A 13,550-nucleotide genomic window follows, 5' to 3' on the forward strand; every position below is an offset into this window, starting at 1 on the left:
CGCGTACATAATTTCGCTATGTACACAGTGGTGAAAGGATATGGCGTTAACTGATTCGTGGTTAAAAGCAAACTTAAACAAAGAGAGTGCTAAAGCTTTCGAGCGTACTGATCGTGACGGACTAAGTGTTAGGGTTACCGCCAAGGGCGCTATCACATTTCAAATGCGCTATCGATGGAATGATAAAGCGGCTCGCATCGATATTGGTCCTTATCCTTTAATGACACTTAAAGAGGCAAGGGATTCCTGCGACGAACAGCGTAAGCTGTTGCTCAATGATATCGATCCGCGTGAAGCTAAGCGAGAGAAAGCGGCAAAAGCCAATGCTGATGATGGCACAGTAGAGAGTGTTTTTCGTGCCTGGCATAACTCGCAGTTTGGTGAAGGCCGCTCAAACGTCAAAGAGCAAACGGCAAAAGAATATTTGCGCGCGCTCGAGATAAACGTATTCCCAACGCTCGGACAGAAACAGGTCGACAAAGTGACGCTTCACCAATGGCTCGATCTGCTTGAGTCGCTTGCCGCCAAGAAGCCTACTATTACCAACCTAGTGTTAACCGTTAGCCGCCGTGCGTTAAAGTGGGCCGTTCGCCGCCGCTTAATTAAGTCGAATGAGTTAGCTGGTATCGAGTCAAAAGAAGATTTAAACATCTCATTAGGTAGCCGTTCACGCATCCTGAGTAATGATGAATTAGCGATTTTGCTGCAAGGTATAGAGCACGCTAATCGTCAGCGATTGGGTAATCGCATCCTTGTCTTTTTAGCGTTGTTCTATGGTTGCCGCGTCGGCGAGCTGCGCCTTGCTAAGAAAGCACATTTTGATTTAGATAAAATGGTGTGGACGGTACCTGTTGAGAACCACAAGACAGGCTACAAGATGAAGCGTGCATTACTGCGCCCGATCATAGAAGAAGTGAAGCCCGTTATCGAGCTTGCTATGTCATTAAGCGATGGCGATCTGATGTTCCCTACCAAAGACGGTGAGGTATATTCTCAAGCTGTTGTCACTCGCATGGCTAAGCCAATTATCACTTGGTCTATTAAGAACGGTACGCCGCTTGGTGATGATTGGACTATGCACGATTTGCGCAGAACGCAGCGCACTAACATGAGTAAAATCACTACGACGGAAGTCGCTGAAACCATGTTGGGGCATAAGCTGGATGGCGTGCAGTCAATCTATGATCATCACGATTATATAGAAGAACAAGCGAAAGCGTATAAGGCGTGGTGGCATAAGCTGCAGCAACTTAAAGATCCTGCAGTTTATGAAAACGTGGTGGAGCTTAAGGCCGCGCAATAGTCGCCTTATTTTTTATTCGCATGCACTCATCAAAAAAATTCCAAGTCTAAAATATATCACGATATTACAGTGATATATTTAATTTTTAAATAGAGGGATAAAGCCTAATATCTAGACATTATTTGGTGAATAAGATATATAAAAGTAGTGTGTCAGTTAATGTCCTAAGGAGAGGGATATGGTGACAGGGAACGTAATACAAAGATTTTACTTTATTGAATTGTTGACATGGTGGAAGGGAAACATTGGCAACAAGCAACTCATCAATCAATTTGCCATTAGCCGTCAACAAGCCTATCAAGATTTAAAAAGTCACCTCGACCGCTATCCCAATAGCTTAGTTCGTACAGCGAAGGCATATGACCCCTCATCCGAATTTGTACCGTACTTTATTGCGTCGACTGCAACTTCTATAGACAGAAATAATTACCTCCAATGGTTCGTAACCAAGCAATTGCATTTTTCCTCACCGGTATACTTGAATGTAAGCTTGTTAACGTTGCCACATCGAACTGTATCGGCAAACGTAATCCGCGTATTAGTACAAGCCATTCATCAACAAAAGCGCATGGAAGTTAATTATGTTTCTATAACTAATCCAGAAAGTGATGGTCGGATCTTCCATCCTTACACCCTAGTTAATACGGGGTTGAGATGGCATGTCAGAGGCTATTATGAAAAGTCTCAAGGTTATCGCGATCTAGTATTAAGTCGTTTTCTTGGTCATGCCGAATTGCTCGATGGTCATTATCGAGGTGTCGACGCTGATTTTGCCTGGCAAACTACTAGTCTACTCTTACTACAACCTGATCAACGTCTTTCTCAAGAAAAACAAGCTGTGTTAGCCAATGATCACAAATGGAAGGTGGCCAGCCTATTCTTCACATCCGTGCAGCACTTGCTAATTACCTACTGCACGAAATGCGGGTTAACACCAAAATGCTTGATGGCATTCCGGAAACCCAGCAACTGGTATTGGTCAATCAACATGATATAAAACAGTGGCTCTTAGTGCTTAATTGAACGGAAAATAACAAATCGCCAATGTAAGGTAAAGTCGCTTTACCTTAGTTTTTTACCAGTGTTGTGATGCGCTTTGAACACAGTAAAGTGGTCGCGACTGAGCGAATAACAAGGGAGTCAAGTGAGTAGGGAAATGGACACCGATGAAGTAAGTTATTTTCAATATTGGGGTAAGGCCAGAAAGGCTTCTTTACAAATGGAGGCTGATTACCACCTGCTGGCTTATCACTGTTTGGATGTGGCTGCTGTTGGTCATTGTTTATTAGATGACAATAGAGTGCTTACGAAAGATCTCGCAAATTTTTTAGAGCTTACACCTAAGCAAGTGCAAAGTTTATTGGTATTTTTTCTTGTTCTTCACGACCTAGGGAAATTCGCATCGGCCTTTCAGCAACTGTTTAGCATTGATAATGAGCGCTTATTAAAAGTAGATCATTGCACTCAATACGACGGTAAATCTTTCCGTCATGATCGTATGGGTCTTTATTTCTGGCAACAATTAGAATTTCTCGTTTTCAATGAGTTGTTTTCAATACCAAAATTAAACAAAAGAGATCGACAGCACTCAGAGATAAAAAAATCCTTAATGGTGATCATGGATTGCATGCTTGGTCACCACGGGCAGCCTATTGATAAAAAAGATTCGGGGGCAATTAAGGCTTTTACAGAGCGAGCCAATATGCTTGCAGTAGAAGAATTTTTCCGTGATGTGGTGGATTGCTTGCAACCAGAGCTGCCTATTGAAAAATTTAGCTCAAAGGAATGGCGAAAAAAACTGGAGCAAGTGAGTTGGCAAATCGCAGGGCTTGCGGTGTTAGCTGATTGGGTTGGCTCGGACAGTCATTTCTTTACCTATCAATCTGACCATATTGCGCTTAAAGAGTACTGGTTACAGGCGCAGCAGATTGCTAAAAATGCTTTAGATGCAACGGATCTGAATAAAGCGCCTATCATAAAACCGTTTCAATCTATTCAAGCGCATTATGGTTATACGCCAACGCCGCTGCAACGCTGGGCGGAAACTGTCGAAATCAACGATAAACCCCAATTATTTATACTTGAAGACGTTACCGGTGCAGGTAAAACCGAAGCCGCATTAGCGTTAACCCATAGGCTAATGGAAGCCGGTGCAGCAGAAGGTTTTTATTTTGGTTTACCGACCATGGCTACATCCAATGCCATGTTTGCTCGCGTTGCTAAACATTACCAGCAAATGCTAACAAGTGAAGGATCACAGCCAAGCATTGTATTGGCACATGGTGCGCGTGAAATGAACGATATATTTCGTGAGGCAGTACTAGCATCAGGTAGTACAGACACCAATTATCACCAAACAGACAGTACGGCTACGGCACAATGCAACCAATGGCTAGCCGACTCCAAGAAAAAAGCCTTATTAGCACCCGTTGGTGTAGGCACTATTGACCAAGCTTTATTAGCCGTACTACCTCGTCGACATCAATCACTTCGCTTATTAGGGTTAAATAGAAAAGTGCTCATTTTTGATGAAGTACACGCTGCCGATGAGTTCATGTTTGAATTACTGGAAAGCTTATTAGCCCTGCATTTACATCAAGGTGGTTCAGCCATCTTGCTTACCGCAACCTTGTCATTAAAGCAGCGCCAGCGCTTAGTCAATGTATGGCTAAATGCTGGTCAATTTCCGATCTACCCATTACAGCAGCAAGCGTTTCCACTAGCCACGAAAGTCGCATTACAACAACAGTCGGTGCTAGAGCAACCATTGGCAAGTCGTAAAGATGTCAGTAGAGAGGTCGCGATTACCACGCTGAACACAGTTAATGCGTGCATCGACACCATATTAATCGCTGTAGCTCAAGGGCAGTGTGTAGTGTGGGTGCGCAATACAGTGGATGATGCTTTAGCCGCATTTAAAAACTTACAAGAGCAATTGGAAAACCCAGAAGACTGTTTATTGTTCCACAGTCGTTTTGTCTTGGCTGATAGAAAAAGCATTGAAAATAAAGTGTTGAGCATTTTCGGTAAGCAAGGTGATAGCGCTGTCCGTAAAGGCAAAGTACTGATTGCAACGCAAGTGTTTCAAGAGTCGTTAGATGCAGACGCCGACATCATGATCACCGACATTTGCCCTATTGATGATTTAATACAGCGCGCAGGCCGTTTGCACCGCCATACGCGTGATCAGCAAGGGCGTTACCAATCCAACATTCAAGATACTCGTACCCCCGCAACCCTATATATTCATGCGCCTGAATTTACCGCTACGCCACAGAGTGACTGGCTAAGTAAAGACTTTCGCAATACGCAATATGTATACCGTTCACCAGGGCGTTTATGGTTAGGCTTACGTGAGTTATTAACGTTAGGGGCTATTCGCATGCCGAGTGAGGCACGCCAACTGATTGAGGCTGTTTACAGCGACGACGCTTATAACACTATACCAGCAACACTCACTAACCAAGAAAATCAACTAATTGGTGAGGAGCGTAGTAAAGCCGCTAAAGCTAAATCCCAATTATTACAATGGCAGCGATTTGGCTACAGCGCAGAAAGCGCCAATTGGTATGAAGATAATAGCGACATTAGTACAAGGCATAGCGATATTGAAACGGTTGAAGTGTTGTTATTAAAACAAAATGAAGCAGGCCAACTGGCTCCTTGGATAGACGATGAAAAGTTTGCCGTGCCATTAAGCATAGTGAAAATGTCTAAACATAAATTTGCCGACAAATTACAACCTATCCCTGCGACCTTTGCAAACGCTGTCAGTCAATTAGAGCAGCAATACCAACAAATAAAATACCTACAACTTTGGTTGCCAGAGTTAGAGGAAAACTATACCTACCACTCAACAACAGGTTTTTGTCAGGTACAAAAACAGGAGGTGTTATGAACTTAGTTCAAGACCCATGGCTACCGTTTAAATTGCGAGACGGCAGTGTACAAACCTTACCCATGGCAGCCATTGGCCGTGCTGATATTGTCGACTTTGCCCTACCACGTGCTGATTTTCAGGGGGCGGCTTATCAATTTGCCATCGGGCTATTACAAACCGTGTTGGCGCCAGAGGATGAAATTGCTTGGATTGAAAATTTTGAGCAAGCGCCCACTGAACATGAGTTAGTACAAGCATTTAATAAAGTGCAGCATGCGTTTAATTTTAATGGTGATGGCCCTTTGTTTATGCAGGATTACGATCCTATTGAACATGGCAGCTTAAAATCGATTTCTAATTTATTAATCGAAACGCCGGGTGAAAACGGTATTAAAGATAATAAAGACCATTTTATAAAGAGAGGCCAATGCGATGTTATGTCTCAGGAGATGGGAGCTTTAGCACTATTCACATTGCAATTAAATGGTCCACCAAATAAGGCATGTAAGGGAGGGCGAGTAGGTATAAGAGGTGCAGGTCCTTTAACAACATTGATAACTCCTTCAACTGAGAAAAGCAGCTTATGGGTTAAGCTTTGGCTTAATGTTATGAATCTTGATTATTTGAAATGGAGCGAGCCAAATTTTCATGATGGCTCTGTATTTCCATGGATGGCACCAACTATTAGCAGTGCTCCTAAAGGTAAAGTATCAAAAGAAATTTATGAACATGACGTACATCCATTACATGTTTACTGGGCTATGCCCAATCGCATAAGACTGAAACTGGTATCGGGTAATTTTTTATGCTCAATAACGGGTGCACAAACTATGTTTGCAACGAGGGATTATTTAATTCTAGGGCATGGCAACAATTATTCTGGGCATTGGAACCATCCATTAACTCCATACCAATACGATAAAAAAGAAGATACTTATCGCTCTATTAAAGGTAGCTCTGATTCGATCACCTATAAGGTTTGGGAAAGTATTACTTTTACTAGTGAAATCAATAAACTTAGATGTGCAAAAGTCGTTAGTCATTTCTATAGTGTTTTACCACTATTCATTGAAAAAATAAGCCATGTTCCAAACATATGGATGTTTTCTTATGACTTTGACAAAGCCCGTGTCGATGGGTGGTATTCCACAACCATGCCGCTATTTGCGATGCCAGCTGAAAAACAAGAGAAGGCATTAAGGGAAATTAAGCAGTTACAAGCAATTTGTAATAATGCACTTTGGCATTGCCGTAGCCAAATAAAAGCCGCTTGGTTTGATAAACCGGGCGATGCAAAAGGGGATACGTCTTTTATTGACACCGCCTTTTGGCAACGCAGTGAAGCTGCATTTTTTACCGCGGTTGCTGCACTAATACCTGATGCTGAATCTCCCCCAGAAGTAGCTAAAACATGGTTGCAAACACTCCGTAATATTTGCGTAGATTTATTCGATGAATACGCCTTATCAGAACTGGGTAATGCCCGTTCCATGGCTAAACGTATTCAAGCGCGCCAAGCATTAGTCGCTTGGTTATTTGGCGGCAAAGAAATTAAAGCCTTTATGGCCAATCATCAAATTGACGTTAAAAAGGAAATAGCATGAGTAGTCTCTCTCCAGAACTAAGTTGTTTACGCTGGTGGCAAACGATGTTCTTGCCTGCTGAACAATTAAAAGAATATGGCATGCAAACAGCGCCCACATTATACAAAGCCCAACTAAAGCGTTGCGATAGCTTAAGCGCAATCATGCTAACCGAAGGCTTTCGAGCTTTATGGTTGAGTTTACCGACTGAAATCATCGAAACGGCAACCGAAAAAGACTTTGAATGTTGGGCAACGCTTGCAGGTGTCTTGGTTTATGTAAAAAATGATAGTAAACAGAAGCTTGCTCAAGCGGCAGGCAGTAAAAGTGACAGCGATAAATCAGTAGTTAGTGAGTTACGTTTTGCCCAACTCCAAGATGTAAGTACCGCCGAGGAGTTATTGCGTCGAATGCGCCGAATTTTGCAGCAAGTCAACAATGAGGTTGCTGTAACAGCATTAATCAAAGACGTACAACAATGGTTTGCTGAGCACCATAACTTTCGCCCTGAGCGGGCAGATAAACGCATTGCCGTGCAATGGGCCATGGATTATTACCGCGCTGCATCAGCGAAAAAATAGCTTAATGTAAAACAGATATTCAATAACCTAATTAATTAAATTTCAAAACTAAGGAATGAACATGAGCCAATTTATCCAATTACATTTATTAACCTCCTATGCCCCAGCTAACTTAAACCGTGATGATTTAGGCCGCCCAAAAACCGCCAAAATGGGTGGGTTTGAGCGCCTGCGAGTGAGTTCACAAAGTTTAAAACGCAACTGGCGCGTATCTGAATTATTTGAAGAAGCGATGGCGGGGAAAATTGGTACCCGTACAAAGCGCTTTGGTGAAGAGATTTTCAACGCGTTAATCGCCAATGATGTTAAAGAAAAAGCAGCAAAAGAATGGGCTACAACAATTGCAGGTGTCTTTGGTAAAAACAAAAAAGACTCATTAGATATTGAGCAACTTGCCCATATTAGCCCTGCCGAACGTGATGCAGCCTTGACTTTAGTGGCCATCTTAGCAGAGCAAAACCGTGCACCCACCGAAGCAGAGTTAGCGTTACTAAAAAATGAGCATACTGCAGTCGATATTGCTTTATTTGGTCGTATGTTGGCATCAAGCCCCGCGTTTAATGTAGAAGCGGCTTGCCAAGTGGCACATGCTATTAGTGTGCACAGCGTAGTGGTCGAAGATGATTACTTTACCGCAGTGGATGATTTAAACGATGGTAAAACTGATGCAGGCTCAGCACATATCGGTGAATCTGGTTTTGCCGCCGCCTTGTTTTATAGCTATATCTGCATTAATAAAACCCAACTAATTGAAAACTTAGCTGGTAATGAAGAATTAGCCAACGCTGCGATACGCGCATTAACCGAAGCCGCGGTGAAAGTGTCACCAACAGGTAAACAAAATAGTTTTGCATCTCGTGCTTATGCCAGTTTTGCCCTTGCCGAGAAAGGAAAGCAGCAACCACGCCAACTTTCAGTAGCCTTTTTAAAGCCAGTCAATGATGCAGATCAAGCCGGTGCTGCCATTGCGGCATTAACTAAGCAAGTGACAAATTTTGATAAAGTTTACGGTGAGTGTGCTGATACCCGCTGCCAGTTTAATGCCATGAGCGGCGAAGGCTCATTAGCCGAGTTACTTGATTTTGTCGCTAAATAAAGGGAGGCGGCATGAAAGATTATTTGGTATTTCGACTCTATGCCCCCCTTGCCAGTTGGGGGCAAGCCGCAGTAGGCGGTGATAGGCCTACAGGCTTACAACCTACTCGTTCGGCTATTTTAGGGTTGCTTGGTGCAGCCCTGGGTATTCAGCGCGACCAACGCGAGCAGCTTGAAGCTTTGCAGCAATCGGTATTAACCGCTGTTAAGCAAACGGTACCTAGTACTTTGCTACGCGATTATCACACTGCGCAAGTTCCTAGCTCGAGCAATAAAGTAGTTTTTCGTACGCGTAAAAGTGAGTTGAGCGAACCTAATTATAAATTGAATACGATTTTATCAAGCCGTGATTACCGCTGTGATGGTATGTGGATAGTGGCGATATCGCTCTCCAAAGACGCTAAATATACCTTATCCATGTTGCAACAAGCATTGCTAAAACCAGTGTACAGTCTAAGTTTAGGCCGTAAATCGTGCCCGCCGGCGTTACCACTTAAGCCAACCTTGGTGCAAACTGCTGCGCTGAAACAGGCATTAGATACTGAGTTTCCGGCGATCACCCGTTCGCATAATGAAGACAATTTATGGTTAAAAGCCAATGGTTGGGTCAGCTATTTTTGGGAAGGGGATAAGGCCGAGTTTTCCGGTGATGCAGTATTAACGACGTACCCATGGGATGACCCTATTAGCCGAGAACGCTGGCAATTCAAACAACGTGAAATGCATCAAATTTCACTTAAGGAGGACGTGAATGTTCCTATCTAAAGTGCAGTTATTGCCTACAGTACAGGCGGGTGCTGAATTGGCCAAGTTAAGTCAAAATGGGGTATACGCTGCTCATCAATTGCTTTGGCAATTATTTCCGAATGAAAAGGAGAGGGAGTTTTTGTACCGCGAAGAGCAGGATGATTTTGGTCAACCGCAGTTTTTTGTTTTGTCTAAAAAGAAGCCGGCCTCCACACCGTTATTTGCCATACAGAGTAAAGCGTTTACACCGCAATTAATGGTTAGTAGTCGCTTGGCATTTAAATTGCGGGTTAACCCGACCATTTGTATTACGTCAAAAGAGGGAAAGAGCCAACGGCATGACGTATTGATGCATGCCAAACGGCAAAACAAGCAAGATGTAATTAATGGTGAACAGCTTAAAAGCATTATGGACCAAGCCGCCATCTATTGGCTTGCTGATGAAAAACGGCTAGCACAATGGGGGGTAGAGCTCGATAGCCTACCCAATATCATTGCTTATAACCAACATCAAAGTAAAAAGCGTTCCGGGCAGAAGGTGCAATTTTCTAGTGTTGATTTTGAAGGTTTATTAACGGTGAAAGATCCGGAGTTATTCCTTCAGCAATATCAAAAAGGGTTTGGTCGTGCTAAAGCAATGGGCTGTGGTTTAATGTTGATCCGCAGAGTTAGTTAACCAATATGGCATTCCTTCCTTTAAAACCCATACCAATTAAAGATCGCAACTCGATGATTTTTGTTGGTATGGGGCGCATAGATGTTCGAGATGGTGCTTTTGTAGTTATTGATGAAGTTAACGGTGAGCGTATGCATATTCCTGTTGGTTCAGTTGTTTGCATCATGCTTGAACCGGGAACTCGAATCAGTCACGCTGCGGTTAAATTGGCTGCGACTACTGGTACATTATTGATTTGGGTGGGTGAAGCGGGCGTGAGGCTTTATTCGGTAGGGCAACCCGGAGGTGCACGTTCAGACAAATTACTTTACCAAGCAAAATTAGCATTGGATGAAAATTTAAGGCTCAAGGTGGTGCGTAAAATGTTTGAGCTACGGTTTGGTGAACCTGCACCTGAACGAAGGAGTGTGGAGCAGCTGCGTGGCATTGAAGGTGCGAGGGTTCGCAAAACTTATGAGCTACTAGCCAAGCAATATGAAATTGAGTGGCAGGGAAGGCGGTATAACCCTAAAGATTGGCAAGCCGGAGATGTAATTAATCAATGTATCAGTGCCGCAACATCGTGTTTATATGGCGTAACTGAAGCAGCGATATTGGCCGCGGGATATGCTCCCGCGATTGGCTTTTTACATTCAGGCAAGCCACTTTCGTTTGTTTATGATATTGCTGACATTATCAAGTTTGACACCGTAGTACCTGCGGCATTTAAAGTCGCCAGCAAAAGGCCTAAACAGCCAGATAGAGAAGTTCGTATCGCATGTCGTGAAGCTTTTAGAAAAGATAGAACATTACAACGACTTATCCCCTTAATAGAAGAAGTATTAAATGCGGGAGAGATAGTCCCTCCAAAGCCATATGAAGATTCGCAACCACCAGCTTTGCCAGAACCAACGTCATTTGGTGATGAGGGGCATCGTACAAGTTAAGGAATTCTAATGAGTATGTGTATTGTCGTAACAGAAGCTGTTCCACCAAGACTAAGGGGACGCTTAGCGGTATGGTTACTTGAGATAAGAGCTGGTGTATATGTTGGCGATGTAGGCCGCAGAATTAGAGAAATGATTTGGTATCAGGTCACTGAATTGGCTGAACAAGGTAATGCAGTGATGGCATGGGCAACGAACACAGAATCGGGCTTTGATTTTATTACTTATGGCGAAAATCGTAGAGAGCCGATTGATTTTGATGGATTAAGGCTAGTTAAATTTAAAGTAGAAGAAGCTAAATGAAAGGCTAAATAGAGCTTTTTGTGAACTATCTTGACGTTCTTTAAAAATATGGTGGATTTTTGTAAGGATGATTTTTTCTTTGGAAACAATCATGTATATTTAGAGTGTTCCCCGTACCTACGGGGCTGAACCGGCATCACTTGATGCTGGTCTTAAGTATCTTGAGTGTTCCCCGTACCTACGGGGCTGAACCGTATTTATGGAAATGCAAGAATTACTTGAGTCTGTGTTCCCCGTACCTACGGGGCTGAACCGATTTACGAGTTGCCGCTTACGCTCGCCGAGAAGTGTTCCCCGTACCTACGGGGCTGAACCGCGTCCGAGAATACCCCGGAATGGTCGCCGGAAGTGTTCCCCGTACCTACGGGGCTGAACCGCACAGCAGGAGCACTTAGTTTAAACAAATGCTGTGTTCCCCGTACCTACGGGGCTGAACCGCAGGGGATTCATCGTGGAGTAGTTCGCGTCCGAGTGTTCCCCGTACCTACGGGGCTGAACCGCTTCTGCTCATTCGGTTGGTACAGTCGTAATCGTGTTCCCCGTACCTACGGGGCTGAACCGTTGTGGTTATAGCCGTCCATCATTTGATAGCGGTGTTCCCCGTACCTACGGGGCTGAACCGTAAGCGAGGCGACTTGAAAATATTGGTTCCTGCGTGTTCCCCGTACCTACGGGGCTGAACCGCTCCAATTTTATTTTCTTTAAACGCACGACTAGTGTTCCCCGTACCTACGGGGCTGAACCGTCATTCTTCAAGGGGACGGCGATCGAGGGCATGTGTTCCCCGTACCTACGGGGCTGAACCGTGTTTTTAATATCTGTTGAATTCTTTAAGTCTGTGTTCCCCGTACCTACGGGGCTGAACCGCCATTCCTTCATGAATAGCTCTATCTAAGATCGTGTTCCCCGTACCTACGGGGCTGAACCGCATTAAACTCAGACCAGTTAGAAAAATACTCAGTGTTCCCCGTACCTACGGGGCTGAACCGCAAGATGAGCTTAAAACGCTGGAAGAGCAGCGGTGTTCCCCGTACCTACGGGGCTGAACCGCCGAAACTATATTAAGGGCGGTCTTATAAAATGTGTTCCCCGTACCTACGGGGCTGAACCGATGCGATATTGCAGGATGATTGCTCATCCATTGTGTTCCCCGTACCTACGGGGCTGAACCGTTAATAACATAAGCTTACTCTTAACGTGAGCTGTGTTCCCCGTACCTACGGGGCTGAACCGAAACTGCGTGTTTTTGGTTTCATAATACAAAGGTGTTCCCCGTACCTACGGGGCTGAACCGCTGGCCAGTAACGAGTCCATAAATGACCGCCTGTGTTCCCCGTACCTACGGGGCTAAACCGGGGACATTGTCAGATCAATGCCTAAGCCTAAAGTGTTCCCCGTACCTACGGGGCTGAACCGTAACATGATGACCGGGCATTTGAATTCCTTTGGTGTTCCCCGTACCTACGGGGCTGAACCGCCAGGCAATATTAGGTGCTGGTAGCTCAATGAGTGTTCCCCGTACCTACGGGGCTGAACCGAAGTCTGTGCACACGCCACCAAAAACAAATACGTGTTCCCCGTACCTACGGGGCTGAACCGCCTCAGTTGTATTACGTATATCAGAACGAACAGTGTTCCCCGTACCTACGGGGCTGAACCGCTACTCACTAGCGGGTTTAACGACATGCTAGGGTGTTCCCCGTACCTACGGGGCTGAACCGTATCGGCGGGGGCTGCTAGATGAAGGGGTGACGTGTTCCCCGTACCTACGGGGCTGAACCGCTAACTAGAATACCTTTCCACAAATTAAACCCGTGTTCCCCGTACCTACGGGGCTGAACCGATTGCAAAGTTTAACGCCCAGGCAAAGCGGCTGTGTTCCCCGTACCTACGGGGCTGAACCGCCCACAGCAAGACCCCGCCCCCCAATTGACCCGTGTTCCCCGTACCTACGGGGCTGAACCGTTAAACCGATTCCTAGATGAGTTAGGCAGTGTGTGTTCCCCGTACCTACGGGGCTGAACCGCCCAGGTTATTACGCGGCTAGCCGGCATGCTTGTGTTCCCCGTACCTACGGGGCTGAACCGCATCAAGCGGCAACGAACTCGAATCCCTTCGAGTGTTCCCCGTACCTACGGGGCTGAACCGTCTAGCTATCTTGTCATCGGTTCCGATTTCATGTGTTCCCCGTACCTACGGGGCTGAACCGTTTTAGTATAAAAAAGCCTAGCGGCTAACTAGGTGTTCCCCGTACCTACGGGGCTGAACCGTCAGGAAAGCGTACAGGAAACTTAATCCTAATGTGTTCCCCGTACCTACGGGGCTGAACCGCAATTTAACGAGGTAATTATAGCATGGCTAGAGTGTTCCCCGTACCTACGGGGCTGAACCGGTCGCCAAGCTATTGATTTAAATACACTCACGGTGTTCCCCGTACCTACGGGGCTGAACCGATT

General features: G+C 44.9%; 10 protein-coding genes, 1 pseudogene and 1 CRISPR repeat array (1 of these 12 only partly in view). All 11 genes and pseudogenes read left to right on the top strand.

Annotated elements, in window-relative coordinates; translation table 11 throughout:
* The first annotated feature begins 40 nt into the window (after window positions 1–40).
* A complete protein-coding gene (locus AC5YBX_RS08025) occupies window positions 41–1,303 on the top strand; it encodes a tyrosine-type recombinase/integrase (RefSeq protein ID WP_494524714.1) in 1,263 nt (420 codons plus the stop codon).
* A gap of 178 nt (window positions 1,304–1,481) precedes the next feature.
* Window positions 1,482–2,012 (top strand): annotated as a pseudogene (locus tag AC5YBX_RS08030) (BrxR family helix-turn-helix transcriptional regulator); the annotation flags it as partial.
* 149 nt (window positions 2,013–2,161) lie between these two features.
* Complete coding sequence (locus AC5YBX_RS08035) at window positions 2,162–2,326, top strand: BrxR family transcriptional regulator (protein WP_475516675.1); 165 nt, start codon at window positions 2,162–2,164, stop codon at window positions 2,324–2,326.
* A gap of 133 nt (window positions 2,327–2,459) precedes the next feature.
* On the top strand, window positions 2,460–5,201 hold the full coding sequence (gene cas3, locus AC5YBX_RS08040; protein ID WP_494524715.1) for a CRISPR-associated helicase Cas3': 2,742 nt from the start codon (window positions 2,460–2,462) through the stop codon (window positions 5,199–5,201).
* Window positions 5,198–6,787 carry a type I-E CRISPR-associated protein Cse1/CasA gene (casA, locus tag AC5YBX_RS08045; protein WP_494524716.1) on the top strand — a complete coding sequence of 530 codons (1,590 nt, stop codon included), beginning with the start codon at window positions 5,198–5,200 and terminating at the stop codon, window positions 6,785–6,787. The genes cas3 and casA overlap by 4 nt, the downstream gene beginning before the upstream one ends.
* Complete coding sequence (gene casB, locus AC5YBX_RS08050) at window positions 6,784–7,347, top strand: type I-E CRISPR-associated protein Cse2/CasB (RefSeq protein WP_494524717.1); 564 nt, start codon at window positions 6,784–6,786, stop codon at window positions 7,345–7,347. Before casA ends, casB begins: the two co-directional genes overlap by 4 nt.
* A 61-nt stretch (window positions 7,348–7,408) precedes the next feature.
* Complete coding sequence (cas7e, locus tag AC5YBX_RS08055; RefSeq protein ID WP_494524718.1) at window positions 7,409–8,443, top strand: type I-E CRISPR-associated protein Cas7/Cse4/CasC; 1,035 nt, start codon at window positions 7,409–7,411, stop codon at window positions 8,441–8,443.
* Window positions 8,444–8,454: 11 nt separating this feature from the next.
* Complete coding sequence (gene cas5e, locus AC5YBX_RS08060) at window positions 8,455–9,207, top strand: type I-E CRISPR-associated protein Cas5/CasD (protein WP_494524719.1); 753 nt, start codon at window positions 8,455–8,457, stop codon at window positions 9,205–9,207.
* Window position 9,208: 1 nt separating this feature from the next.
* Complete coding sequence (gene cas6e / locus AC5YBX_RS08065) at window positions 9,209–9,865, top strand: type I-E CRISPR-associated protein Cas6/Cse3/CasE (protein WP_494524720.1); 657 nt, start codon at window positions 9,209–9,211, stop codon at window positions 9,863–9,865.
* A 5-nt stretch (window positions 9,866–9,870) separates the two neighbouring features.
* On the top strand, window positions 9,871–10,791 hold the full coding sequence (cas1e, locus tag AC5YBX_RS08070; RefSeq protein ID WP_494524721.1) for a type I-E CRISPR-associated endonuclease Cas1e: 921 nt from the start codon (window positions 9,871–9,873) through the stop codon (window positions 10,789–10,791).
* Window positions 10,792–10,800: 9 nt separating this feature from the next.
* A complete protein-coding gene (gene cas2e, locus AC5YBX_RS08075) occupies window positions 10,801–11,094 on the top strand; it encodes a type I-E CRISPR-associated endoribonuclease Cas2e (RefSeq protein WP_494524722.1) in 294 nt (97 codons plus the stop codon).
* A 104-nt stretch (window positions 11,095–11,198) separates the two neighbouring features.
* Window positions 11,199–13,550: a CRISPR direct-repeat array (repeat unit 29 nt; unit sequence GTGTTCCCCGTACCTACGGGGCTGAACCG); it runs 1,584 nt beyond the window's last position.

This window comes from Shewanella sp. 492 (assembly GCF_059338445.1).

Excerpts from the sequence above, each read along its gene's own strand:
- AC5YBX_RS08025 (WP_494524714.1), top strand. The coding sequence starts at position 41 with ATGGCGTTAACTGATTCGTGGTTAAAAGCAAACTTAAACAAAGAGAGT.
- AC5YBX_RS08035 (WP_475516675.1), top strand. The coding sequence starts at position 2,162 with ATGGAAGGTGGCCAGCCTATTCTTCACATCCGTGCAGCACTTGCTAAT.
- cas3 (WP_494524715.1), top strand. The coding sequence starts at position 2,460 with ATGGACACCGATGAAGTAAGTTATTTTCAATATTGGGGTAAGGCCAGA.
- casA (WP_494524716.1), top strand. The coding sequence starts at position 5,198 with ATGAACTTAGTTCAAGACCCATGGCTACCGTTTAAATTGCGAGACGGC.
- casB (WP_494524717.1), top strand. The coding sequence starts at position 6,784 with ATGAGTAGTCTCTCTCCAGAACTAAGTTGTTTACGCTGGTGGCAAACG.
- cas7e (WP_494524718.1), top strand. The coding sequence starts at position 7,409 with ATGAGCCAATTTATCCAATTACATTTATTAACCTCCTATGCCCCAGCT.
- cas5e (WP_494524719.1), top strand. The coding sequence starts at position 8,455 with ATGAAAGATTATTTGGTATTTCGACTCTATGCCCCCCTTGCCAGTTGG.
- cas1e (WP_494524721.1), top strand. The coding sequence starts at position 9,871 with ATGGCATTCCTTCCTTTAAAACCCATACCAATTAAAGATCGCAACTCG.
- cas2e (WP_494524722.1), top strand. The coding sequence starts at position 10,801 with ATGAGTATGTGTATTGTCGTAACAGAAGCTGTTCCACCAAGACTAAGG.